Annotated in this window: 19 protein-coding genes; 9 read left to right on the forward strand and 10 right to left on the reverse strand. The window is 55.3% G+C overall.

Annotation, left to right across the window (positions count from 1 at the left end; translation table 11 throughout):
- Nucleotides 1-30: 30 nt before the first annotated feature.
- The 9 genes from Dvar_RS17660 to Dvar_RS17700 form a co-directional block, all read right to left on the reverse strand.
- Nucleotides 31-1,344 (reverse strand): acetyl-CoA hydrolase/transferase family protein, encoded by a 1,314-nt coding sequence (locus Dvar_RS17660; protein ID WP_419664129.1) that lies wholly within the window; start codon nt 1,342-1,344, stop codon nt 31-33.
- A 42-nt stretch (nt 1,345-1,386) separates the two neighbouring features.
- Nucleotides 1,387-2,355 carry an electron transfer flavoprotein subunit alpha/FixB family protein gene (locus tag Dvar_RS17665; protein WP_419662999.1) on the reverse strand — a complete coding sequence of 323 codons (969 nt, stop codon included), beginning with the start codon at nt 2,353-2,355 and terminating at the stop codon, nt 1,387-1,389.
- Complete coding sequence (locus tag Dvar_RS17670) at nt 2,355-3,143, reverse strand: electron transfer flavoprotein subunit beta/FixA family protein (RefSeq protein WP_419663000.1); 789 nt, start codon at nt 3,141-3,143, stop codon at nt 2,355-2,357. The genes Dvar_RS17665 and Dvar_RS17670 overlap by 1 nt, the downstream gene beginning before the upstream one ends.
- A 256-nt stretch (nt 3,144-3,399) precedes the next feature.
- A complete protein-coding gene (locus Dvar_RS17675; RefSeq protein WP_419663001.1) occupies nt 3,400-5,214 on the reverse strand; it encodes an acyl-CoA dehydrogenase in 1,815 nt (604 codons plus the stop codon).
- Between the two features lie 30 nt (nt 5,215-5,244).
- Nucleotides 5,245-6,408, reverse strand: coding sequence for a glutaryl-CoA dehydrogenase Acd (acd, locus tag Dvar_RS17680; RefSeq protein ID WP_419663002.1), 1,164 nt, complete (start codon nt 6,406-6,408; stop codon nt 5,245-5,247).
- An 83-nt stretch (nt 6,409-6,491) separates the two neighbouring features.
- A complete protein-coding gene (locus tag Dvar_RS17685; RefSeq protein WP_419663003.1) occupies nt 6,492-7,739 on the reverse strand; it encodes a thiolase family protein in 1,248 nt (415 codons plus the stop codon).
- A gap of 32 nt (nt 7,740-7,771) precedes the next feature.
- Nucleotides 7,772-9,559 carry an acyl-CoA dehydrogenase gene (locus Dvar_RS17690; RefSeq protein ID WP_419663004.1) on the reverse strand — a complete coding sequence of 596 codons (1,788 nt, stop codon included), beginning with the start codon at nt 9,557-9,559 and terminating at the stop codon, nt 7,772-7,774.
- A gap of 28 nt (nt 9,560-9,587) precedes the next feature.
- Nucleotides 9,588-10,460, reverse strand: a complete 873-nt coding sequence (locus Dvar_RS17695; protein WP_419663005.1) for a 3-hydroxyacyl-CoA dehydrogenase family protein — start codon at nt 10,458-10,460, stop codon at nt 9,588-9,590.
- 569 nt (nt 10,461-11,029) lie between these two features.
- Nucleotides 11,030-12,400 (reverse strand): sigma-54 interaction domain-containing protein, encoded by a 1,371-nt coding sequence (locus Dvar_RS17700; RefSeq protein ID WP_419663006.1) that lies wholly within the window; start codon nt 12,398-12,400, stop codon nt 11,030-11,032.
- A 455-nt stretch (nt 12,401-12,855) separates the two neighbouring features.
- Between Dvar_RS17700 and Dvar_RS17705 the strand changes: the two genes are divergently transcribed.
- From Dvar_RS17705 to Dvar_RS17745, 9 genes are all read left to right on the forward strand, one after another.
- On the forward strand, nt 12,856-14,406 hold the full coding sequence (locus Dvar_RS17705; protein ID WP_419663007.1) for a DUF1302 domain-containing protein: 1,551 nt from the start codon (nt 12,856-12,858) through the stop codon (nt 14,404-14,406).
- A gap of 76 nt (nt 14,407-14,482) precedes the next feature.
- Nucleotides 14,483-15,877, forward strand: coding sequence for a DUF1329 domain-containing protein (locus Dvar_RS17710; RefSeq protein ID WP_419663008.1), 1,395 nt, complete (start codon nt 14,483-14,485; stop codon nt 15,875-15,877).
- A 171-nt stretch (nt 15,878-16,048) separates the two neighbouring features.
- Nucleotides 16,049-17,239, forward strand: a complete 1,191-nt coding sequence (locus Dvar_RS17715; RefSeq protein WP_419663009.1) for a WD40/YVTN/BNR-like repeat-containing protein — start codon at nt 16,049-16,051, stop codon at nt 17,237-17,239.
- Nucleotides 17,240-17,290: 51 nt separating this feature from the next.
- Complete coding sequence (locus Dvar_RS17720) at nt 17,291-19,738, forward strand: efflux RND transporter permease subunit (RefSeq protein ID WP_419663010.1); 2,448 nt, start codon at nt 17,291-17,293, stop codon at nt 19,736-19,738.
- A complete protein-coding gene (locus Dvar_RS17725; protein WP_419663011.1) occupies nt 19,735-20,235 on the forward strand; it encodes a MaoC family dehydratase in 501 nt (166 codons plus the stop codon). The genes Dvar_RS17720 and Dvar_RS17725 overlap by 4 nt, the downstream gene beginning before the upstream one ends.
- 39 nt (nt 20,236-20,274) lie before the next feature.
- On the forward strand, nt 20,275-21,612 hold the full coding sequence (locus Dvar_RS17730) for a DUF362 domain-containing protein (RefSeq protein ID WP_419663013.1): 1,338 nt from the start codon (nt 20,275-20,277) through the stop codon (nt 21,610-21,612).
- Nucleotides 21,613-21,913: 301 nt separating this feature from the next.
- Complete coding sequence (locus Dvar_RS17735) at nt 21,914-22,522, forward strand: ABC transporter substrate binding protein (RefSeq protein ID WP_419663014.1); 609 nt, start codon at nt 21,914-21,916, stop codon at nt 22,520-22,522.
- The gene (locus Dvar_RS17740; RefSeq protein WP_419663016.1) at nt 22,515-22,928 is read left to right on the forward strand and encodes an ABC transporter substrate binding protein; all 414 of its coding nucleotides are present in this window, start codon (nt 22,515-22,517) and stop codon (nt 22,926-22,928) included. The genes Dvar_RS17735 and Dvar_RS17740 overlap by 8 nt, the downstream gene beginning before the upstream one ends.
- Nucleotides 22,929-23,090: 162 nt before the next feature.
- Nucleotides 23,091-24,986 (forward strand): ATP-binding protein, encoded by a 1,896-nt coding sequence (locus Dvar_RS17745; protein ID WP_419663017.1) that lies wholly within the window; start codon nt 23,091-23,093, stop codon nt 24,984-24,986.
- 3 nt (nt 24,987-24,989) lie between these two features.
- On the opposite strand, the gene Dvar_RS17750 is transcribed toward Dvar_RS17745, so the two are convergent.
- Nucleotides 24,990-26,147, reverse strand: a complete 1,158-nt coding sequence (locus tag Dvar_RS17750) for a pyridoxal phosphate-dependent aminotransferase (protein WP_419663019.1) — start codon at nt 26,145-26,147, stop codon at nt 24,990-24,992.
- Between the last annotated feature and the right edge of the window lie 47 nt (nt 26,148-26,194).

Consider the following 26,194-nt stretch of genomic DNA (forward strand, 5'->3'; position numbering starts at 1 on the left):
AATTAACGCATCATGAGACAGAATGCGATTTTAATTCCGACAGTTGATCACGCCTCTGGGTCGCGTTGCATTCATGAACGAACTGCCATAGGGCAGAAAGCCGATCTCTGCCGCCTGGCGCATCAAATCATCGCGGTGAGCGGGATGGGCGATGCGGGTGAGGGCCATGACCCGTTCATCGATGGACAGTCCTTTCAGCTTCACCAATCCCCATTCCGTGGCCACATAGTCGACGATGGTCCGCGGAACCGTCACCGCCGTACCTTCACTCAGCATGGGGACGATCCTGGACTGGTCGTTGTGTTGAGAGTAAAGCGCCAGAATACTCACCCCGGCACCATCTTCGGTGAGCATGGCGCCGAGGACGAAATCGAGCTGTCCGCCGGTGCCGCTGATCTGCCGGGGGCGAAGGCCGCAAACCCGGTCGCCGTTGATCATGCAGGTCTGCTCCGAGGCCACCTGGCCGGACAAATCGATCTGCATGGCGCTGTTCAGGGACAACATCTTCGGCTGCCGGGTAATCACGCCGGGATGGTTCACATAGTCCACCGGATAGAAGGCGAATGAGGGGTTTTTATCCAGGAATTCATACAGTTTATGGCTTCCCAGAGCAAAGGTGCAGACGCTTTTGTAACGGTCCTGCTTTTTGCGGGAGTTGTCGACAACGCCCTTCTGGATGAGATCGATCATGTTCTCGGTGACCATTTCCGTATGCAGACCGCAGTTTTTTACCCCGGCATCGGGTAAGGCGTCGAGAATGGCTTTGGGTAGGTCGCCAATGCACACCTGAAGCGTGGTACCGTCCTGGATCAATCCGGCAGAAAGGATGTTCTCGGCGATCATGCGGTCTTCCTTTTTCAAGAGCACATCGGGAAGGCAGAAGGTCTTGAATTCCCGATCCTCGACGATGTGGTCGACCCTAAAAATGTGAATGCCTTCCTCTTGCCCACCAAAAGTGCAGGGCATGTCCTCACGAACCACCACGACGATTTTTTCAGCCACCTCGGCAACGGACAGGGTGTCGGCGACAGTCAATCCGAAGTTGAAGTAACCGGCTTCGTTCATGGGGGATGTTACGAAATAAAGAATGTCGAATGCGTACTGGTTGCGCACAAAATCCGGCACCAGGTGCCAGGAGGCAGGGGTGTAAATGCCGCATCCGCGCTGATTGGCAAACGGCCGGGTATAAGGCAGGACAAAGCCGCTGTACCACTTGAACACCTCACCTGTAGGATCGGTTTTGATGACGGTGGCGATGTTGGCTGCCCCCCCCCCAGATGAATGGACATGCCGGATTCGACCAACCCGGCAGCATTCTCGGCAGAAATCAACTTGGACTGGTATTCAGACAAATGAGAATTGTGATTCATGATTTGTTTGACTCCCCTAAATATCGTCGATAGCTTCGGTCAGTTCGGGCAGAAATTCGAGGATGTCGGCCTCGATGCCGATGTCGGCCACCTGGAAGATCGGGGCCTTGACGTTTTTGTTGATGGCCACGATAAACGGGGAGCCCTTGATTCCACCCATGTGCTGGAAGCTGCCGGAGATGCCGCAGGCCATGTACACTTTGGGTTTGACCGTCTGGCCGGATGTTCCCACCTGACGGGATTTTTCCAGCCACTTGGCATCCACGATCGGACGCGAGCAGGACACCACGGCGCCCATGGCATCGGCCAGTTCCTGGGCGATCTCGATATTCTCTTCGTCCTCGATACCGCCGCCCACGGAGACCAGAACATCTTCTTTGGTGATGTCCACATCGCCCACTTCGGCTTCCACCACTTCCAGGAACTTACGGCCGCAGGACAGATCGCCGATGTCACCGGACTTGTCTTCAACGGTCCCGCCGGCCGACTTGCTCTCGTCCGGCGCAAAAGACCCCGGGCGGATGTTGACCACAACGCCGGCAGCGATATCAACGCTTACATGCGTGCTCACCATGCCCGAGTACTCCTGGCGGATCACCTTCAGGGCATCGCTGTCCACACCTTCGACGTCCACCACATCGGCCACGAAGGCCGAGTCCAGTTTGATCGACAGCCCCGGGCCCAAGTCCATGCCGAAGGTGTCGTGGGGCACAAGGATGATGGCATCCGCGGGCAGTGCAGCGACAAGCAGTTTTCTGACCGCTTCCGCATTGGGATAGGCCAGGGCGTCGCTTCCGAATTTCAAAACTTTGGGATACGTGGCCGCCACGGCCTCGGCCACCTGGTCCAGCTCGGCGCCCGATCCGGTCACGATGGCGGTTACGGCAGCGCTCGAATCGATCTTCTGGGCCGCAACGATCAGTTCCAGGGCCGAATCATCGGCCACGCCATTATGATGGGTAATATATGCATAAATGTCAGCCATTATTTCAGTCCTCCTTTGGCCTTCAGGTGCTCGATCAGTTTGGCAATGATCTCTTCCGTGCTGCCGTCCAGCATCTCGGCGCCTTCGCCCAGCTCAGGCACGAAGTAATCCAGGCGTTTGACTGTGGCACCGGCTTCGCCCACAGCCGATGCATCCACGCCCAGGTCTCCGGCACCCAGCTCGGGGATATCCACCGAGGCCACCTTGCGGATACCACGGATACCCACATAGCGCGGCTCGTTGATACCGGTCTGGATCGACAGGACACAAGGCAGGGAAATTTCGTTCATCTCCTGGTTACCGCCTTCGATCTCACGGCCCACCTTGAGTTTGTCGCCGTCCACCTCGACCTTGTTGACCAGTGAGGCATAGGGGTAGTCCAGCATGGCCGCCAGCATACCGCCCACCTGGCCCGCGCCGTCATCGGCCTGGGCACCGGTCAGGATCAGGTCGTATTTGCCCTTTTCCACCGCGGCCTTGAGCAGGGTAGCAATGCCCTTGCCGTCCGAGCCTTCAAAGGCATCGTCGGTCAACAGAATCCCGTTGTCCGCGCCCATGGCCATCTCACGGCGCAGCACTTCTTCGGACTCGTCATCGCCCACCGTCACGACCGTTACGCTGCCGCCCACATTATCGCGGATCTGAATCGCTTCTTCCACCGCGTAGTTGTCCCATTCGTTGACCGAATAGACCAGATCGTCGCGCTCAATGTCGCTACCGTCGCCGTTTACCTCGATCTCGTTCTCGGCCGTATCGGGTACCCGTTTGACGCATACTATAATTTCCATAGTTCCTCCGGTTACGTTTACTTGCGATTCTTATGAAAACTGACTGTAATCAAAATTCCAAATCCCAAGCACCAAGTTCCAAATAAATCCCAATTTTCAATATTCAAATTTCAAACAAGGCATCATCGGGTTTGGAATTTGAGTTTTACTCATTGGGATTTATTTGTGATTTGTCATTTGATTATTGGATTTTTTTCTCCATCATTTTCAAACCAGGATTATGCCAAATGCCAAGTGATCAATTCGGCAGGATCAATCACAGCCCCCCAAATGCCGCATCCGGAATGTCGATGGCGGTGGGGTCGCCAGCGGAGACAACGGACAGCTTGCCCATGGTTACGGGCAGGACCGTGTTGATGAAAAATGTCGCTGTCTTGACCTGGCCGATATAAAAAGCCTTGTCTTTTTTGCGGGCCGACTCGATTTTGGGGTGGGCCACGACGGCACGCCACAAGTGCATCCAGCCCATGATGACATCGCCCATGGCATCCAAGAAGGGGACGGAGTGAGCAAAGGCCACCTTGACATCCTCGGATCGAGCCCGATTGCCCAACTGACCGGCCACGTCTGCCAGCCGCAACAGGCAGGCCTCGAGGGCGTCCGCCAGCGGGCTCAGGTCATTTTTTTGGCGGGCGGCCCGGATAATCTCCTTGACCTTTTCCATGAATTTTACAAAGGTCGCCCCCTTTTTGTGCCCCAGCTTGCGGCCCAATAAATCCATGGCCTGGATTCCATTGGCCCCCTCGAAAATAGAGGTGATTTTGCAATCCCGCGTGATGGCCTCTACCGGGTAATCCCGCGTGTAACCGGCACCACCAAAGACCTGCATGGCCTGGTAGCAGACTTCGTAGCCCCGGTCGGCACCGTAGGCCTTGACAATGGGCGTCAGCAGTTCGAGCAGATCGGATGCGTCGGTGCGCATCTCATCGGTGGAGGCATTGACGGACAGATCGATCAGTTGCCAGGCATAGTAGATCAGGCTGCGAAGCCCCTCGGTCATGGCCTTCATCCAGATCAGGTTGCGCCGTACATCAGGATGGCTGAGAATGGGCACGGAAGGGGCCTGGTGATTGGCAAAGTCCGTGAGATCCCGCCCCTGGATCCGCTGCCTGGCGTAATCCAGTGCGCACAGGTAATTGTGGGATGCATAGGACAGGGCCTGAGCGCCCGTGGCCAGCCGCGCGCCATTCATCATGTTGAACATGATCATCATTCCCTGGCATGCTTCACCCAGGAGGTATCCGGTGCAGGCACCCTTGCTGCCCATGGCCATGCTGCAGGTGGCACTGCCATGGATGCCGTGCTTTTCCTCGATGCCGGTACACACGATGTCGTTGCGCGGTCCCAGGCTGCCGTCCGGATTGACGAGGTATTTGGGCACGATAAAAATCGAGATTCCCTTGGTCCCGGCCGGATCGCCTTCGATTCGCGCCAGTACGGGGTGGATGATGTTTTCCGCCAGATCGTGCTCACCGTTGGTGATGAATATTTTGTTTCCCGTCAGATGAAAGGTCCCGTCGGGGTTCCTGACCGCCGTGGTGGTCAACGCGCCAAGGTCCGTTCCGGCCTCCGGTTCGGTGAGGAGCATGGTCCCGCCCCATTTGGCGGTGTAGAGATGGGTCAGGTACGTGGCTTTTTGTTGATCGGTTCCGTAAAGAGCGATCATACGGGCCGTTCCATTGCCCATGGACAGGAAGGATGAGAGCGGCCAGTTGGCCGCCATTAAATACTCCCGAATGGCTGCGGCGATGATATGCGGCAGCCCTTGTCCGCCGTATTCGATGGGTGCGCTGGGGGCCGTCCACTGGTTCTCGCACCCCAGGTCATACACGCGTTTGAAGCTTTCGGGCATGCGGACGTTGCCACCGTCAAATCGCGGTCCGATCCTGTCTCCGTCCACGTACGCCGGCAGCATTTCCTTGATGGCGAAGCTGCGGGCCTCGGTTATGATCAGGTTGAGTATCTTCTTGTTGAGATCTTCGTATGGCGCGAATTTGCACATCGCTTCGACATCGAACATTTCGTACAGGTTGAAATCGACATCACGCCGATCGGCTAGTTGCTGGGCCATGTTCTCCTCCTATTTCTGGATGGACACGATTTAACGGTTGGCTTTACGATATCCGAGTTGATCCGAGGCGATGATCGATTTACAGATGTTGGCCGACCCTTCGACCATGACATAGGTCGGAATATCGCGATAATACCGGGCCACGGGATACTCGGTGGAATACCCATAGGCCCCCAGGATACGCATGGCATAGTTGGCGCATTTCATGGCCACTTCACCGGCAAAGTACTTGGCCTGAGCCGTTTCCAGGCCGTTGTTTTCGTTCCCGTTGTCTTTCTGCCAGGCGCCCTTGTAAACCAGAAGACGCGCCGCCTCCACCTCGGTGGTCATCTGGGCGATCAGATCCTGATTCATCTGGAATTTGCCGATGGACTGCCCGAACTGCTGCCTTTCATTGCAGTAGCGGGTGGCGATATCCAGACAGGCCTGGGCACAGCCGAGTGCACCGGCTGCGGCCGAGATCCGGGTGTTGTTGAGCGATGCGAAAACGATGGCGGCGCCATCGCCCGGTTGGCCGAGCAGATTCTGTCTGGGGACCCGGGTGTTATCGAAAAATATTTCTCCGGTGGGGGAGGAGTGAGAACCGAGCTTGTCCAGATCCGTGGTCTTGATCCCGCTCAGATTTTTCAGGTCGATGACAAACGCCGAGAGCCCCTTGCTGCGCTTGTCGCGATCCGTATAGCAGTAAAGAACAATGACATCGGCTTGATTGGCGTTGGAGATCCATGTCTTGGACCCGTTGATCACAAAGTGGTCGCCCTGGTCTTCGGCAACGGTCTCGATGGCGAAAATATCCGAACCGGCATTGGGCTCGGTGATGGCAAACCCGCCGAGCATCTCACCGGAACAGAGTTTGGGGACATACTTTTGCTTAGTTTCTTCGCGGCCGTATTTGTAAATCGGATAGGCACAGCCGATCCCGCTGAGGTTGACCTGCACGCGAAGGGAACTCGAGGCCCTGGCCACCTCTTCGGTGATGATTGCCGCGGCCAGCCAGCCCATTTCCTCGCCCCCATAGGCTTCTGGTATGACCGCGCCCAGAAATCCCAATTCTCCCATGGGTCGCAGAATTTCCTTAACCGGCAGGTAGTGCTCACCATCCCACGCATCCGCGTTGGGGGTGATTTTTTTTGTGGCAAATTCTCTGACTGCCTTTTTGAGCATCAGCAGTTCTTTGGACAGCATAAAATCCATGTTGAAAGATCTCCTCTATGGGGTTCTCGCCAGCCCTGACCACCCACAGGCCAGCGCCGGGAAAAAAGGGTGTGCCGGATCCGTTATTGCGGTTTTCTCTCCAGGACCGCCGCAATGCCGAGTCCGCCGCCACCACAAATACATTCCAGGGCCAGACGGGTGTCGCGGCGCTGCATTTCATGAAGCATCGATACGAGTACGCGCGTGCCGGTACAGGCAATGGGGTGGCCCAAAGAGATTCCCGATCCATTGACATTGACCTTGTGGTGGTCTTTGGCCGTGACCCCCATCTGTTTGAGGTCGGCCAGGACCTGGGCGGCAAAGGCCTCCTGAATTTCAATCATCTCGATCTGGTCCAGGGTGACGCCTGCTTGTTTCAAGGCCTTGTCCACGGCCACGGGAACGGTCCGGTACGCGCGGCGCGGGTCATCGCCCACCAGGGCGCAGGTGCGCAGGGTGGCCAGTGGATGAATGCCCAGCGCCGAGGCCTTCTGGGCCGACATGAGCACCACCGCAGCGGCGCCGTCGTTCTCCGACGATGAATTTCCCGCCGTGCAGACGCCGCCCATTATCGGTTGCAATTTGGTGAGTTTTTCAATGGTGGTGTCCTGTCTCGGATTTTCATCCCGATCAATAAGCGTGTCGCCCTTTTTGGGGTGCTGGATGGTAACGGGTACCATCTCTGTGTCGAATTTACCGGCTTCAATGGCCGCGCAGGCCTTCTGCTGGCTGCCCAAGGCCCATGCGTCGCATTCTACACGGGAAATATCCTCTTCCTTGGCTGCGGTTTCCGCCCAGGCCATCATGGAGGGCAGGATGCCGTAACGTTCCTCGGGCTGGGACATGACCCGCGCACGCTGAATACGATCATAGAAGGGCATTCCCCACATGGACAGATTCCCGTGGCCGCGGGGCATGCCCTTTTCTCCGCCGACGCCCCATTTAAGTTTCCCCGGAAGATAAAATTCAGCGTTGCTCATGCTCTCCACACCGCCGGCCACGATAATGTCCATCTGGCCGGAAGCGATCAGGGCGGCGGAAAGGCGAACCACATCTAGGCCAGTACAGCAGCGACTGTCAATGGTCGTTGCGGCAATGGCTTCGGGCCAACCGGCGGTCAGCAGCCCCATTCGGGCAATGTTCACATATTCTCCGTTCTGGTAGGATTGCCCCATGATCACCTGGTCCACCTGGCCCGGGTCGATACCGCTGCGCGTCACCGCCGCATTCAGAACCAGGGCTGCCAGATCATAGGCCTCGACGCTCTTCAGGGCTCCCATGTAACGCCCGACAGGCGTTCTCACGGCACTGACAATCACGACGTCTTCCATTTTTTGCTCCTTTATGGTTTCCTCGGTAGGCGCTAAAAAGCGTTATTCGGTATTTCCACCACTTCTCTGCCCGTTCTCAAACAGGTTTCAATGGTGGCCAGGGTGTGAGGCAGGGTGGTATCCACGAAATAGGTGGCTTGCATCACTTTTCCACGGTAAAAGTCATATTTCCTGCCTTTTTTGGCTGCCGATGGCAAGGCGATGCGGGCCATGTCGAGAAGCCGCCAGGCCATGGTCACTTCACCGAAGGCCAGCAGCGCCGGATAGGTGCTGGACGCCCATAGCAGCGGATCCGATGCGTGGCGGGCGATCATCTCATGGGAGGCTTCCCAGAGGCGCTCCACGACGCCTTCCAGTGCACGCACCCGGTCTCCGATCTGTTCATCCAATCGGTTATCACTGCAGAACTGCTCGATCTCCTGCCTGAACGCGCCAAAGCAGTCTCCGCCGCCTATGGTCAGCTTACGACCCATCAGATCCATGGACTGGATTCCGTTGGTGCCCTCATAAAGGGACATGATTTTCGCATCCCTTAAATACTGCTCGATCGGATAATCCTTGCAATAGCCGTATCCCCCCAGACACTGCATGGCGGTTTCGCACACCCGGAATCCCATATCCGAGCAGTAGGCCTTGATGATCGGGGTCATGAAATCCACCAGATGATTGTAGTGCTCGCGATCCGCTTCGTTGGAGGACTCGGCCGCCAGATCCGACCAATAGGCGCCGGTATAGATCATGGACCGCATGCCATCCACCATGGCCTTCATCCACAGCAGCATCCGCCGCACGTCCGGATGCTCGATGATCGGCACCTCGCCTTTTTTACGGTCTGTCAGGTGCCTGCCTTGCCGACGATCTTTGGTATAGGCCAGGGCGTTCTGGTAGGCGGCGGCGGCCATGGCCATGCCGCTGACACCGGTGTTGATGCGGGCGGAGTTCATCATCTGGAACATATGGGCCAGACCCTGATTCTCTTTCCCGCACAGGTAGCCCACACATGCATCCTTTCCACCGAATGACAATGCGGCCGTGGGTGAGGCGTGCAGCCCCAACTTCTCCTCGATTCCCGTGCAGACCACGTCGTTTCGTTCTGCCAGGCTGCCATCGGGATTCACGCGCATTTTGGGAACAATGAACAGGGAAATGCCTTTTACACCGGCTGGTGCGTCTTCGATGCGTGCCAGAACCAGATGAATGATGTTTTCGGTCGCGTCATGCTCACCCCAGGAGATGAATATTTTATTGCCTTTTATCTTGTAGTGGTCTCCATCGCGGTAAGCCATGGTTTCCAGCTGGGCAAGGTTCGATCCGGCATTGGGTTCGGTCAGGCACATGGTACCGGACCAGGTGCCGTCGTACATTCTGGGCACGAACAGTTCCTTGAGTTCTTCCGTGGCAAAAGACTCGATCAGATGAGCGGCACCGCTGGTGAGGCTGGGACCCATGTTGAAAGACTGGCAGGCACTGTACATGAGATCGTTGACCACAATGCGCATCATGTGTGGGAAGCCCTGGCCGCCGTATTCCGTGTCCCGTGACGCCGCCGTCCAGCCGTTTTCACCGTATTGTTTGAATGCCTCACTGAATCCAGGCGGACAGATAACATTGCCGTTTTCCAGCCGCAGACCGTATTGTTCGCCCGACTCATTCAGGGGGTCGACCACTTTCCTGGCAAAGGTAATCGCCTCACTTACCAGCAGATCAAGCGCTTTCTCATTCAGATCATGGTAACGGGGCAGGGAACATAACGTCTTGTACGCGAGCTGGTCCTTGAGAATGAAAAAAAGGTCTTTTTGATTGACTTTGAAGTGGCCCATAATCGACGACTCCTATCGTTATTGTGGATTAATCAATTCGTTTGCCGTTTTCATCATAGGTGTACCAGCCCTTGCCGGTCTTGCGTCCCAGATGGCCGGCTTTCACCTTGCGGCGCAGCATAAGCGGCGGATAAAAGGCGGGATCGCCGGTTTCTTTGTACACCGCCATCAGCGCGCCGTAGGTGATGTCCAGGCCAACCATGTCGCCGGTTTCGAAAATGCCCATTTTGCGGCCCGAGGCCAGCCGCAGGCCCTTATCGATGTCCGCACAGGTGGCCACGCCGGCCTCCACAAGCTTCATGGCCTGTATCGCCGAGGGCCAGTTGATGCGGTTGATGACAAAACCGGCCACATCCCGGTTGACCATGATCCCGGTTTTACCGATCTTCTCAACAAAGGCGCTTCCCGCCGCTGCCGTTTCATCACTGGTGCTGATTCCGCGAATGACTTCAACGGCCTGCATCATGGGCACGGGGCTGAAGAAATGAAGACCCAACACCCGGTCCGGCCGATGGGTGGCCGCAGCCAGTTCGGTGATCGGAATGGCCGATGTATTGCTCGCGATCAACGTGTGGTGTGGACAGGTCTCGTCGAGCCGCTTAAATATGGACTGTTTGACGTCTATGTTTTCAAAGACCGCTTCGATGGCAAGGTCTACATCCGCCACGTGATCGAAACCGGTGGTAAATGTGATCCGGTCCATAATGGTTTGCTGTTTTTCTTCCAGTTTGCCCTTTTCTACGAATTTGGCCACCGACCATGCGATGGTCTCGCGGGCCCGGGCCAGGATATCATCAGAGATATCATTGAGTACGACGTTGATCCCGGCCTGGGCACAAACCTGGCTGATGCCGCTGCCCATTAAACCGCAGCCGACAACCAATACTTTCTTTATTTCCATGATGCTTTTCCTCTTTCTGGACGGATACTCATTATTTTGGATGATTCGCTTTCGGTGGGGTAAGCCCGTCGATTCATCTTCTTTGGAAAGACGCCAACGCAATAACTTTGCCAGCCTTGGCAGGAAACATGAATTATCTTTCTGTCGGGCGAGTTTCTAAGCGTTCAGGAGAAAAATAGAGGAAGCAAAAAATGGGGGAGGGATCGTAACTTTGTCGACAAGCTTATACAAATGAATGTCTGGAATGTCTTAACCGTATGAAAAAACAATTGATTAATGAAGGCTGTTGATGAACGTCTACATGTATAGGCAGCTATTCAGGCTGGCTTTGTTCTAACTTCGCTCACCTGGATTAAGGGATGAGTAAAAAGGCTGATCCCATTTTGCCTCTCGTTTCCATGCTCTGCGTGGAAACGTATAGGGCTAAGCATTCCCACGCAGAGCGTGGGAACGAGAAGCTGTTGGGCGAAGCTAGAACCAAGCCTTATTCAGACTGCTTTTCCGCGTCAAGGTGCGACATGTAAATGATCCGTGGCATAAAATTAGGTCCAAAGAGGGCGCATCCGCCGTCAGGATATCCCGTATTTCTTCATTTTCTGATACAGCCCGGTCCGGTGAATGCCGAGTCGTTTGGCTGCTTCGGCACGGTTGTTGTCGGTTTGCTGCAGGGACTGTAAGATGGCCTGTTTCTCCGTATCTTCCATCAGGCGTTTTAACGATCCGACAGTACCGATGGGCAGTTGGGGGGGGCGGATGGACGTCGATTTCTCTATGGGCAGATCCTCCACTTCAATCCGAGCGCCTTTGCTCACGATCAGGGCGCGTTCGGCGACATTGCGAAGCTCCCTTACATTTCCAGGCCAGCCGTAGTTCATCAGTGTCTCGATGGCTGCATCCGACACATCCGGCAGGGGCTGTGACTTGCCGATGGAAAGCTCTTCTATCACTTGCGAGAAAATAGCCGGAACATCTTCCCGGATTTCCCTCAAGGCCGGCAGATGGATATGGAACACATTCAGACGATAGTATAAGTCCAGGCGAAAGTCCTTGTTGTCCAGCATCTTTTTCAAATTCCGATTGGTGGCGCTGATGACCCGGAAATTGATCGCTTTGGGGGTGTCCGACCCCAGTCGTTCGACTTCACGTTCCTGAAGTACACGCATCATTTTCACCTGCAGGGTCAGTGGCATGTCTCCGATTTCATCCAGGAAAATCGTTCCGTTGTGGGCCAGTTCAAATTTTCCGGCCTTGCCCTGTTTGCGGGCACCGGTAAAGGCGCCCGCCTCGTAGCCAAACAGTTCGGATTCGATCAGCTCGGCGGGAATCGATGCACAATTCACGCGCACGAAATTTTGCCTGGAGCGCCGACTGGCCTGGTGAATGGCGTGGGCAAAAAGTTCCTTGCCCGTGCCCGACTCGCCGGTGATCAGCACTGTTGCATCGGATTTGGCTGCCTGCCGGGCAGCATCTTTGGCCTTTTGGATCGGTTCGGTAACCCCGACAATGCTGTTAAAGGAATACCGACCGCTGCACACGTTCTTCAGTGCGTCTTTGTAGTAGTCAATCTTGTTTTCCAGTGATTCAATACGATCGTAGAGCTTTTTGAGTACTTCCGGACTCCGGAACATCAGCTTGCCCGCCACACCGATCACCTTGCCGTCCTTGACGATGGGGATCCGGGAAATGACCCGGTTCTTGCGGTTCAGAATCATACTGCGGCCGATTTCAGCCTTGCCGGTTTTAAGTACCCGGGTCAACCGCGATTTCGGGCTCACCTCGCGGATATGCTTGCCAATGACATCCTTCATCGGGATGGAATAGTACCCTTCGTTGCCACTGCTCATGAAACGAATGATTCCATCGCCATCCACCAGAATCAGCATCTCGTACGGATTGTCCAACAGCGCTTCAAGAAGATCGCGGGGTATGTCGCTTAGCATTGGTTTAGACCTCGTTTAGTAGTGTCGATCCAGCGTCATAGAACATCATCTACACGTATAGCATCCTATACAGCTTCCATGGATTGAGCTTTATTATAGCGGGTTAACCGCCAATAGAACGCCAAGTTGTTTATAATCCTATACACTTTCTTTCATCCATTCAATCGCTTCTTTTCAATTCAATAATCAATTTCACGCTATTATTACAATTGAATAGGCGTTTTTTTCAATCAAAAAAGATCTGGCAGCGCTTTTGCAGATAAATCGCTATAATTCAATGAATAAACCTAAGTTATTAAATTGATAACGCATTTAATTGTACCGGGTGAACTCCCTCAACTTTAATCAGTGCATCCAGGTTCGATCCATTGTCTGTGGCAATGATTTCATATCCATCAGGCGATCACTACGCATATTTAACGCATTCAATAACTTAACATAGGGGGGAGATCTAAATGAAGTGCAAGCATGCTCATCGACAGTTGACCTATGGAATCATCATGGTGGTTGCCATATTCTCTTTTTGCAATTCGGCCATCGCCATGAGTTGGCAGTATGAAAACGGTGTAAACCTGGACGTTGATGTGACGATAGGATACGCCGCCGGGATCCGTGCCGGCGACCGGGATGAAGAATTTCTGGCTTCGGATGTAAATGCGGATGACGGCAGCCAGAATTTCGACCAGTGGGACATGATCAACAACCGCTTCAGTGCGATCGCCGACATCGATTTGAACTACAAGGATACCTATGGTGTTTTTATCCGTCCGCGCGGTTTCTATGACTTTGTCTATACGGGGAGCAATTCCAACGCCAGTCCTGGAACGAACAATAACTATGTCGGCGGGGCCATCGACAACCCGGATGACTTCGCCGAGGAAACCGATGACGCCCACGGCAGAAAGGCCGAAATCCTGGATGCCTTTGCCTATGCCGGATTCGAAGTGGGGGGGGGGCGATTTGTGGATCTTCGCGCCGGACGCCAGGTCATCCAATGGGGGGAGAGCCTGTATGTTCAAGGGGGTATTGCCTCAGCCATGGCCTACATGGATGTCACCGCCGCCAATGCGCCAGGCACCGAAGTAAAAGAGATTCTGATGCCTTCGGGATCGGCATCCATACAGATGGATCTGACCGAGACCCTTGCCGCCGGCGCATTTTATCAGTGGGAATGGGAGAAGCATCGCCTGAATGAGTCGGGATCCTATTTCAGCGATGATGATTTTCTGGACGATGCGGGAAATGCCTACCTGTTCGATCATCCGCTATACGGGGTGATTCCAATCATGTACCGGGGAGAAGACCAGAAACCCGATGATCAGGGCCAGTTTGGTGCGAAGCTGATGTACCGGGCGGGCTGGCTGGCGGAAACCGAATTCGGTCTTTATTTTCTCAACTATCATGAAAAACTTCCCACCTTCAATACGGATGTTGGCAACGGGATATACTATTTATCCTATGGTGAGGACGTCAAACTGTATGGCTTCAGCTTCAGCAGCCTGATCGGTTCGGCCAATATCAGTGGTGAGTTCAGCTACCGCCAGGACTTTCCGGTAGTCACGACCAATGGGGTTGCCGATGCCGACTACTGGCAGGCACAGATGTCCTGGCTCTACTCCTACCCGGGAATACCGGGCATCGATCGGGTGTCGTTCAACGGAGAAGTCGGCTGCAACCGCGTGCAGGGATTTACCGATGAAGACCTTTCGGAACAGGACAAACACAAGTTTGCCTGGGGATTTACGGCCGTCCTGTCACCAGAATGGTATCAGGTCCTGCCGGATCTGGATATCGCCATCCCCCTTGTATACAAAGGCAACCCGGACGGCACCTCAGTCAATACGCTGACCTTTGACGAAAAGGATGACAATGGGTCGATTGGCGTGAGCTTCACTTATAAAAATGCTTACAAGGCGTCCTTGAAATACGTCCACTACTTTGAAGACCTGGAGAATTCATTGTCCGATCGGGACTACATCGCCTTTGATTTCAAATACACCTTATAGAAAACTGGACAAAATTGATTTTGGCTGAATGGATTCATGTAAATAAAAAAAGCGTGGTTAAGGGAGGAGCAACAAGATGGTCGTGACATTCAAAAAACTTGCTTTATTGGTGGTGGCAATCGGCATCCTGGCCCTGGCATCCGTGGCAGTTGCCAAGCAACCGGCCGAAAAAGCCGAGCTATTGAAAACTGAACTGACGCCTTTCGGTGCCGAGCGCGCCGGTAATGCCGAGGGGGCTATCCCGGCCTGGGACGGTGGTTTGACCGCCATCCCGCCCAATGTGAACTATGATCCCGAGTCCGGCGACTTGCGCCCGGACCCCTTTGCCGATGATCAGATCCTGTTTACCATCACGGCGCAGAATGTGGACCAGTACAAGGACAAACTGAGTGCCGGACAGATTGCACTGCTGGGTAAATACCCGGACACTTATAAAATAAACGTTTACCCCACACGGCGAACCATTGCCGCCCCCCAGTGGGTCTATGACAATACCTATCAGAACGCCGTCAAAGCCGAGCTGACCGAAGATAAACTGGGCGCCCGAGGCGCCTATGGCGGGATACCGTTTCCGATGCCCACCCAAGGGGCCGAGGTGGTGATCAATCACAATGCCAAATGGGAGGGCGGCGGTGACACCAGCGAGCTGGCCGGTAACTATATTATCCAGGCCAGCGGCTCGATCACCAATGGCGGTACGGCCCGCTATTACTTTGATCGTCCTTTTTACGAAAAGGATAAAAATGTTGAAACGTGGAACCAGTGGTTGATTGCCGTTCTCTTCGAGTACTCTTCACCGGCCCGACGCAAAGGTGAGATTATTCTTTCTAAAAACCCGCTCAACTACACCGATAAATCCAAAGCCGCCTGGCAGTACATGACCGGCCAGCGGCGAGTGCGGCGCGCGCCGAGCATTGATTACGATACGCCCAACCCATCGGCCGGCGGCCTCTACACCTATGACGATGCCTATTCATTCAACGGCCCCATCGATCGTTTCGAGTGGAAGCTGGTGGGCAAGAAAGAAATGTTCATTCCCTACAACAACTACCAGTTTGACATGCCGCCCCTCAAGACCGTGTTGACCCGCCACCATGCCAACCCAGACTATGTGCGGTGGGAGCTTCACCGGGTCTGGGTTGTCGAGGCAACGTTAAAGGAGGGCAAACGCCACATTTATGGCCGGCGTATCCTTCACATGGATGAAGATTCCTGGTTCAACGCCGTGGAAGACAAATACGACACGCGCGGGAATTTGTGGCGAACGAGCCTGTGCACGAACTATGCGAAATATGATGGCGGCAACGTCATCGGGCTGGCCCGGCGTGCCGGCATCTATTACGACTTCCAGGGGGACAGCTACGCGGCGGGCTACCTGGTCAACGGGCTGGGAAAAAACGTGCTGTCCGAAAAACCAAACCCGCCCGAGTGGTTTGAGCCTGCGCATGTGAGAAAATTGGGCCGGCGTTAGCACCCGTGTAATAAACGGTTGCCGCATTTGTCCTGCCTGACCTGCTGCCGTTGGGGCAGCCCATATGACTGCCCCAACGGCCCTGTTTTCTCCTGCAGGCAGATCATCGAAAGAATCGCTGGACGTTTTTTGAGGAAGATTTTATCAGGAAGACTTTTTTACAGGGAAGAAATGATGGAGATATGCTTACCTGGCGATGCCGAGACATTGCCACCCATGCGCCGGCACGCCCTGGCGCGGATCTGTTTTCACCTGTTAATGGTGATGGCGGTGGCTGCCATCGCCATCGGCGCCTTTGCCCAGGAGCGCACGGCCCCGGGCACCATGGACCTGTTGAAGCTTTCGGCGACACTGTCCAAAAAGGCCGCCACATCCCCCATTATGGATATATCGCGAATCGGAACGCGTTTGATTGCCGTGGGTGCGCGGGGACACATTCTGTATTCAACGGATTCCGGGCAGACCTGGACCCAGGTCGAGGTTCCGGTCAGCGTCACGTTGACGGCCGTCTGTTTTCCCTCCCCCCGGACCGGGTGGGCCGTCGGGCACGACGGGGTGATTCTCCGTTCGGATGATGGCGGTCGGACCTGGCGCAAACAGATAGACGGAACGGCCATCAACACCCTGATGCGGTCAACCCTGCAAACCGTTATTGCCCCCCAGCGGAAGCGACTGGTGCATGCCAGCCAGGACCGCCGCGCCGAGATCGAAACCAAACTGGAAAACCTGTCCTTCTTTCTGGATGATATCAACCTGGCCATGGCCGAAGGTCCCACCCGGCCGCTCATGGATGTCTGGTTTAAAAATGAGCGCGAAGGCATCGTTGTCGGGGCCTTCGGCATGATTCTGGGGACCGTGGATGGCGGTGAGAACTGGACCCCATGGCTGGATCGCATCGATAACCCGGACGGGTTTCACTATTATGGCATCTGTCGTTCCGGTGATGCTCTGTACATCGCCGGAGAGGCCGGCATGCTTTTCCGTTCCGACGACTGGGGGCAGCACTGGCAGCGCCTGCGAGCGCCTTATGACGGCAGCTTTTTCGGTATCATCGGCAGTGATGATGGGACGATTCAGGCGGCCTTCGGACTGCGGTGCAGTTTGTTCCTGACCCATGACAGAGGAAAACACTGGACCGCGGCGACGAATCACAAAGGGGCGTCCATATCGGGAGGGGCCGTTTTGGCGGATGGGACACTCGTTTTCACCCGGGTTGACGGCACCATTATGAAAAGTCAGGACAATGGCAAGACATTCAGTGTGCTGCCCACCCGATTTCCGGGAAGCATTGCGATCACCGAAACCAGCGACGGCGAGCTTGCCGTGGCAGGCTTGAGAGGCCTGACCCTGATCGAGAAATGAGATTATGGTGAAAAAGCGGAAAGCGCGGAAAAGAGCTAAAGGAATTGCCTAATGATTGACGACAAGCGACTATTGAAAACGGATCGTGCGGGTGATCCGGTACCGGGATCTGGCGCCAAGGCATCCGATATGGGGAAGCCCCCCTTTATTGAGACGCTGCTGTTTGCCCATCGTCCCCTTGTTCTGGGCCTGTTTATGCTTCTCACACTGGTGTTTGGTTATCACATGCTGCAGTTGAAACCCGAAGCGAGTTTTCTGCGCATGATCCCCACCTATCACCCCTATATCGAAAATTACATTGCCCACCAGGACAATCTCAAGGGCCTGGGCAACACCTTGCGTATCGCTGTTGAAACCACGGGTGAGAACATCTTCGACAAGAGCTATCTCGAAACGTTGAAAAATATGACCGACGATGTGTTTTTCGTTTCGGGTGTCGATCGGGCCGCATTGAAATCCCTGTGGACGCCGATCACCCGCTGGAGTGAAGTCACCGAAGAGGGGTTTGCCGGTGGGGCCGTGATTCCCGATTCCTACGATGGCAGCCGGCAGAGCCTGGACCAGGTGCGTCTGAATGTTCTGAAGTCCGGCGAGGTGGGGACGCTGGTGGCCAATGATTTCAAATCCAGCGTTATTTTCGTTCCCCTGCAGGATATCGACCCGGAAACCGGCGAGCCCCTGAATTACCAGCAGCTTTCCGCCAAACTGGAGGAGATCCGGTCCAATTATGAAAGCGATACGATCCGCATTCATATTACCGGTTTTGCTAAGGTCGTCGGCGATCTCATCGACGGGTCGACCCGCGTGCTGGTTTTTTTTCTGATCGCTTTCGTTATCCTACTCGGCATCCTGTACTATAACTCAAGATGCCTGAAAAGCACCGCCGTGCGGGCGATCTCCTCCATTGTCGCTGTCATCTGGCAGCTTGGCATCATGCGGCTGTTCGGGTATGGACTGAACCCTTATTCCATGTTGGTGCCTTTTCTCATGTTTGCCCTGGGGGTGAGCCACGGGATACAGATGTTCAATGCCATGGCGCATGAGATGATCGGCGGGCGGGATAAGGTCACCGCCGCCCGGTTGGCCTTTCGGCTCGTATACCGGCCAGGGTTTGCGGCCCTGATTACCGATTGCATCGGGTTTGCCTCATTGTTCATCATCCGTATCGGCGTCATTCAGGATATCGCCGTGGGCGCCAGCATCGGCGTCGCCGTCGTAGCGTTTACCGATCTGATGCTGCTGCCGGTGCTGATGTCCTATTCAGGTATCGGACAGAAGACGATTGAACTCGTCCGCAACCGTGAATCCGGCAAGTCTCATCCCCTGTGGTCACTGCTCGCAAATGTCACCCGGCCCACGTTTGCCGCGGTGGCCATTTTCCTGGCGGTCATCGGCGCCATGGGGGGACTTTATTTGCGGCAGGATCTTAAAATCGGCGACCTGGATCCCGGCGCCCCGGAGCTTCGTCAGGATTCCCGCTATAATCGGGATAACGCCTACATGAATGCCCATTACTCGGCCAGCAGCGATATCTTTATCGTAATGCTGAAGACACCGCCTGCCGGAAACAGTGATTATGCAGCCGTCGTGGCTACGGACAGGCTCAAATGGAACCTTGAACATATCGAAGGGGTGCAGACGGTCAAGTCCCATGTGGATTATCTCAAGTTGCTCAACAGCGCCTTCAACGAAGGCCATCTGAAATGGCTGGCCATTCCCAGAAGTAAAGTGGCACTGGATAACATGGTGCTCAAGATTCCTTCCAATGTGGTCAATCAGGATGGAAATCTCACCCCGATCATGGTGTTTCTGAACGATCACAAGGCGGTTACCCTGGAGCGCGTGGTGAGCGCGGTGGAGGCCTTTGCCGAAAAAAACAATACAACAGACTACCGGTTCCTCCTGGCCGCCGGCAATGCCGGCATTGAAGCTGCCACCAACATCGAAGTCGAAAAGGCCATTTTGCTGTTGACGCTTCTGGTGTACGGCGTGGTTTTCACCGTCTGTGCGCTGACCTACCGATCGATCCGAGGGGCATTGTGCGTATGCATCCCGCTGTGCCTGACCTCGATCCTGTGCGAGGCGCTGATGGCGAAAATGGGGATCGGCGTCAAGGTGGCAACGCTGCCGGTGATCGCCGTCGGGGTGGGAATCGGCGTCGATTACGGGATCTACATCTACAACAAACTGGTTTACTATACGGCGCGTGGCCACCATCTCATGGATGCCTATTACCTGACCCTCAACACGACGGGCAGGGCCGTGTCGTTCACCGGCATCACCCTGTCCATCGGTGTGGCCACATGGGCGTTTTCTCCGATCCGTTTCCAGGCCGACATGGGCATCCTGCTGACGTTCATGTTTCTCTGGAACATGGTCGGGGCCATGGTGCTGCTGCCTGCCATGGCAAGATTCCTGTTGAAAAAGAAAAGTTGTGCCACCGGCAAAGCGGTCAAACCGCCGTCACGTCATCATTTGTCTGCAAAGGGGGTTTCATGAACCCATCAAGTCAGGACGGTTGTTCAACACCCGTCAAAAAAGAACTGCCCCTCAGCCAGCTGATGGATCTTGCGGGGACCTGCATTGGCAAAAGTGACTGGCTGACCATCGATCAGGCCCGCATCGAGCAGTTTGCCAGTGCCACCAACGATCAGCAGTGGATCCATGTGGATCCGGCCCGAGCGGAAAAAGGGCCCTATGGCGGACCCATTGCTCACGGACTGCTGACCCTGTCGATGATTCCCTATTTCAGTTCTCAGGTCTCCTATGCCCCGGCCGGCACCTTGATGGTCGTGAACTACGGGTTCAACCGGGTGCGCATGATCAGTCCGGTGCCGGTGGGGGCGTCGATTCGGGACGTCATGGTGCTCCAGCGCGTTGAAGCGCGGCGGCAGAATCAGATTCTGACAACCACCCGGCACACCATCGAGATCCAGGGCGCCGACAAACCGGCCTGTGTGGCCGATCTTCTGGCCCTGCACGTGACCGGCTCGTAAGGCCCATCGCTAACCCTTATCCGTCAATGGAGAACCAATATGCCCAAACCGATCGTTGCCATCGTCCCCTATGAGAAACCCAGGGCCTCCGTACGCCTGGCCATCCGCCAGAGCCAGGGCTTGGACGGGTTGACACGCGGATCCAAGGTGTTCGTCAAGCCCAATATCGTTTTCTGGTCGGCCACCGGGCCATTTCCCAAATGGGGCGTGATTACGACTTCCCGGGTGGTCGAGGATATGGTAGCGGCGCTCAAGGACTATGGCATCGATGATATCACTATCGGTGAAGGCATGGTGGCCCACCAGCGGGATCGCCATGCCCCGGCCCATGCATTTGAGTACCTGGGGTATAATCGCTTGAAGCAGCGCTATGGGGTTCAGACCCTCAATGTGATGGAACGCCCGTTTGAAACCGTGGACCTGGGCGATGATTTCCGATTGAACTTCAACCGGGATGTCCTGGCCGCTGATTTTGTAGTCAATCTGCCGGTTCTCAAGACCCATGTGCAGACCGTGGTCAGTTTGGGAATCAAGAATCTCAAGGGACTCATCGACATGCCCTCGCGCAAGCGCTGCCACAACGCGGATCCGCAAAGTGATCTGCACACATGGGTGGCGCGGCTGGCCGATCGATTGCCGCCCATGTTCACCCTCATCGACGGCATCTATTCAAATGAGCGGGGCCCCGGACCGGATGGGCACATTCACCGCACCAATGTGCTGATCGCATCCCGGGACGTGCTCGCGGCGGATCTGGTGGGCGCGCGGGTACTGGGCTATGAGCCGCAACAGGTGCCCCACCTGGCCATGGCCGCGGATAACCGGCAGCGTTCGATGGACCTGTCGAGCGTCGAATTGACCGGAACGCCCATCGACAGGGTCTGCCGCAGCCACGCCTACGGATATGAATACGATCAGGCCACCGATGGGTCCTGGCTGCCGGCCCTACTTGTGGCCGAGGGCATCCAGGGCGTTTCCTATCCCAAGTACGACACCAGCATGTGCACGTATTGCTCACGGGTCAACGGGCTGACCCTGGCGGCGATCCGCTCGGCCTGGAAGGCGCGTGACGGGCGGCCCTGGGACAGGATCGAGATCCTGACCGGCAAACGCATGCAGCCCACACCGGGCATGCACAAGACCATCCTGATCGGGCAGTGTATGGTCAAAGCACATAGAAAAAACCCGGAAATCCGGGAAATGATTCCCGTCAAGGGGTGTCCACCTCAGCCGATCGATATCTACAAGGCCCTTTGCCAAGCGGGTATCGAGGCAGACCGCGAGATTTTCGAAAAGGCCGATGACCGGCCGGCGCTGCTTATGAAACGCTACCATCATCGACCGATGTTTGATGAGACCTTATTTCGCATCGCCTGACAATCGTTTCCATTGCATACGCACACCTGCCCCATCAGCACGATATCGCACCCGCCACAAGTAGTCACCCGTGGCGGGTGGTAAGTGCGATCCATCCGTTTATCGTTCCTTTGATTCGACATAGACGATGCTGACTGACAGATCGCCTGAATTCACCCTGCCATGATGCCAAATGAACCCTGAGGGTTGATTGTCCGGATAGCCATCCAGCCGCGAAACTTGCACGTGATTGAATTATCACCTATGATCAAATGTAACTCCTTGGATACAGAAAGGCTTCTATCAGAAGCAGAGGCTTTTTATGGCTGTTATCTTTTACGGAAAAACATGCCTTTGCAGACTGGCCGTCGGCATGATCGTTTTCGCATTGCTTGCCACCGGCTGTAGCGATAAAGCACCAAAGATGTACCAGGTAGGGGTGATCTGCGGGCTCGACCATTTCCTTCCCCTGGTGGATGGTTTCAAGTCCAGGATGACCGAACTGGGATATTTGCAAGGGGAGACCATCGTTTATGACATTCAAACAACCAACGCCGACCCCGTTGCAGACCGCCAGATTGCAGAGATGTTCGTGAAAAAAGGCGTCGATCTGATCCTGACCACGCCCACGCAAGCCTCCATTACTACCCAGGCAGTGATTCAAGGGACGGATATCCCTATGGTGTTTGCCAATGCTGCTATCGAGGGAAACCGGCTGGTCAAAAAAAGCATTGCCGAGCCCGGTGGAAATACCACAGGGGTGCGCTATCCCGGACCGGAGAAAGTCTGCAAGACCTTGGAACTTCTTCTGGAATTTGTGCCGGATGTCAAACGCGTGTGGGTCGGTTATGAAAAGAACTATCCAACTGTCGACCCCCATATTGGATGTTTTGCGGCGGCTGGCATCCTCCAGGGACGTTTTGTTGGTTGAAACCCCCGCCGATTCCCTGGCGGATATCGAAAGGGATCTTTCCGTACGGGCTAACACCAAGGACCCGAGCGTGGATGCCATCATCCTTGTTCCCGAGCCGTTCAACTACTCAAAAGCTGGGTGGGGAATGATCCATGCCTTTGCCGAAGCAAAACAGATCCCCGTTGCCGGCATTCCCATAAATGGTGTGGAGGATGGCGCACTCTTGGGCAATACCATCGACCTTTTTCACACCGGCGAGCTGGCCGCCCGACTGGCGGATAAGGTCCTGCGCGGCATTCCGGCGGGTTCGATTCCCATAGAAACGCCCATGACGTCGCTGATCATCAATTACGACATGGCTAAAAAGCTGGGCATACCGGTGCCAGAAGGAATGTTGAACAAGGCTTCGCGGATTATCCGTTAGCGCCCATCCAGAAAAGGCTCATTTGCCCGATATCGGCGTTGATGCTGTACTGATCACGCCCGAGCTATTATCCCAATCGCCACCGGCCTGGAAATTGATCGCCGACTTTGCTGCTGCCTGCCGCCCTGGCAGATAAGATTGTAAAAAGAGGACCCGTTGCCGATGAAATCTGAGACGTCTGGGAAATCACACAATTTGGCCACCACACTGGCCATTGCATTCGTTTTGATCAGTCTGGCGACGCTGATCATCGCCGGTGGATTCCTGCTCTTTGTCCTTTTCAACACCCAGCGGGACGCAGTTGCCGGCAGGCAGCGGATCGTGGCCCTTCAGGCGGCAAATGCCGTGGACGGGTTTATCCAGGAAAAGTTCAACGTCATGGAGGCGGCCATGCGCCTGACCCGCACCACCGAAGATCGCAAACGCGCCATGCAGGTCCTGCTCGGCCTCCAGCCCGCCTTTCGGCAACTGCTTTTATTGGATATGCAAGACAAAAATCTGTTCAGGGTCACCCGCCTGTCACGGAACGAATCGTTCCGGCTCGACAGGCAACTGGAGCGCGCGCCATTTCCCATGGTCAAAGAGGGTAAACGCCATATCAGCTTGGTGTACGTGGATACCATCAGCAGCGAGCCGTTGGTAATCATGGCCGTTCCCGTACGAACCGTCCTGGGCGATGCGCTGGGGGCATTGGTGGCCGAGGTGAACCTGAAGTTCATGTGGGACTTGGTGGACAGCCTGGAAGTCGGTGAGACGGGCTATGCCTATGTGGTGGACAGAGATGGACGCCTGATTGCTTTTGGCGATACCGCACGGGTACTAAAAGGTGAACGGCTGGACCATCTGAAACCGGTCATCGATTTCACGAAGCATGACAACCACGAGGGCCATGCTGAGGTCACTACCTTCACTGGCATCACTGGTAAAAAAGTGGTGGGAACTCACGTCCCTTTGGGCACGCCGGACTGGGCCGTGATTACAGAATTGCCTTTGAAGGTAGCATACCTCCCCGTTGTCCAGAGCGCGGGGACATCGGCCGTAATCATCATTGCCATGGCGATCCTGGCGGCGCTGGCGGGCACCATGGTGGCCCGTCGTCTGGCGGTTCCTATTCTCAATCTGGCTGACACGGCTACCCGTATCGAAAGCGGACAGATCGGCCTGCAGGCATCGTTGGAAGGCCCCCTGGAAGTGATCCGTCTGGCCGGTGCCTTTAATAACATGACCGAGCGGCTGCAGGTGATGCTGGACACTGAGGAGGAGCGAAGTCGTAAGCTGGAAGGGGAAATCAGCCAACGGATAAAAATGGAGGGGGCGTTGCGGGAGAACGAGCAGTTGCTCACCAACATTCTGGAATCCATGGATGAAGGTGTGTTGGTGCTCAATCGTGATTTTGAATATCAGATTTTCAATCGAAAGCTGGAAGAAATTCTCACCACCTCCCGGGACGTGGCATTGGGTAGGAAACCATGGGATGTTTTTCCTGCTTTCAGGACGAAAGCCTATGATGAGATAACAGAAAAGGTGAAGATCGGTGAATTAAAGGGTGTTTCAGAAAGGCAACTGCCGATCCCCAGTGGTGAAGACAAGTGGGTAAGCGAAAATTTCTCGCCGCTTAAGGATGCTCAGGATCATGACGACTTCAAGCAGATAAAAATAATAAAGGAATATGATGAATCCATCCCGCTGGTGCTTTGCGATGGCAGCAAGGTACAGCAGGTCTTTTTGAATATCCTCAAGAACGGCGCCGAGGCCATGGCCGAAAACACAGGCGATGAAAGGCCGCCGACATTTATCCTGCGGGTGCAGGAGGACGATCCATGGGTGCGGGTGGAGATCGAGGACAACGGGCCTGGAATGGATGACAAGACCCGTCGCAGCATTTTCGTTCCCTTCTTTACTACCAAACCCGTAGGCCAGGGCACGGGCCTGGGGCTGTCGGTCTCTTATTTTATTATCACCGAAGATCATGGCGGTGAGTTGGGCGCTTATGCCGCGGATAGCGGCGGCACCTTGTTTGTCATTCGCCTGCCCAAGGCGGGTAAGCAGAATACCTGAAACTCATACCAGTGATTTCAGTTTTTTCAACCGCTGACCGGTTTCAGCAAGAATTTCCTCGTTGCGGGAAAAGTGCAGCCGGATCAGATGATTGACCGGCTCGTGAAAGAAACTGGAACCGGGCACAGCAGCCACCCCCACTTCCTTGGCCATCCAGCGGCAGAACTGGTTGTCATCGGTCACACCGAATTCAGCGCAATCGACCATGACATAATACGCCCCCTGGGGTTTGGTATACGTCAGGCCGGCCTCGTCCAGATACCCCAGAAACAGATCGCGTTTGCGGGTGTAGTCCGCGGTGAGTGATTCATAGTAGGACAGGGGCAGCTTAAGGGCTGTTACCGCGGCTTCCTGGAGCGGTGCGGCGGCCCCTACAGTGAGAAAATCATGCACCTTGCGGGCGCCGGCGATGGTCGTTTTCGATGCAATCACATAGCCCAGGCGCCAGCCGGTCATGTTGTAAGTCTTGGACAGGCTGCTGCAGGAAATGGTGCGCTCGAACATGTCCGGCAGGCTAGCGATATAATGATGCTGGTGGGGCGGGTAGACGATATGCTCGTAAACCTCGTCGGTGATCACGAAGGTGTCGAATTCCTTGGCCAGATCAGCAATGATGGTCAGTTCTTCCAGTGAGAAAACCTTGCCGGAGGGGTTGGATGGATTGCACAACACGATGGCCTTGGGTTTTTGCATGAAAGCGGCCCGCAATTCATCTTCATCGAATCCAAAATCCGGAGGGTGCAGGGGCACATAAATCGGCTCGGCACCGCTGAGGATCGTGTCCGCCCCATAGTTTTCGTAATAGGGAGAGAAGATGATCACCTTATCGCCGGGATTGCAGGCGGTCATCATGGCCGTCATCATGGCTTCGGTGCTGCCGCAGGTGACCACCACATGAATTTCCGGGTCCAGATCAAGGCCCATCCAACGGCGCTGTTTGTTGATCAGGGCCTGGCGAAATCGCGGTGCGCCCCAGGTGATGGCGTACTGGTGGGGGCCTTGGGCCATGGCACGCTTGCCGGCCGCCAGTACCTCAGGCGGCGGGTCGGCATCTGGAAATCCCTGGGAAAGGTTGATGGCGCCGTATTTGTTGGCAACGCGGGTCATTTCGCGGATGACGGATTCGGTGAAAACGGAAAGACGATTGGCGATGTCGGGCATGGGGGATCCTGTAAAAAAGTGTTAAGTGTCAAGTTTTAAGTGTTAAG

Source organism: Desulfosarcina variabilis str. Montpellier (assembly GCF_048565275.1).
GTDB classification, from domain to species: Bacteria; Desulfobacterota; Desulfobacteria; order Desulfobacterales; family Desulfosarcinaceae; genus Desulfosarcina; species Desulfosarcina variabilis.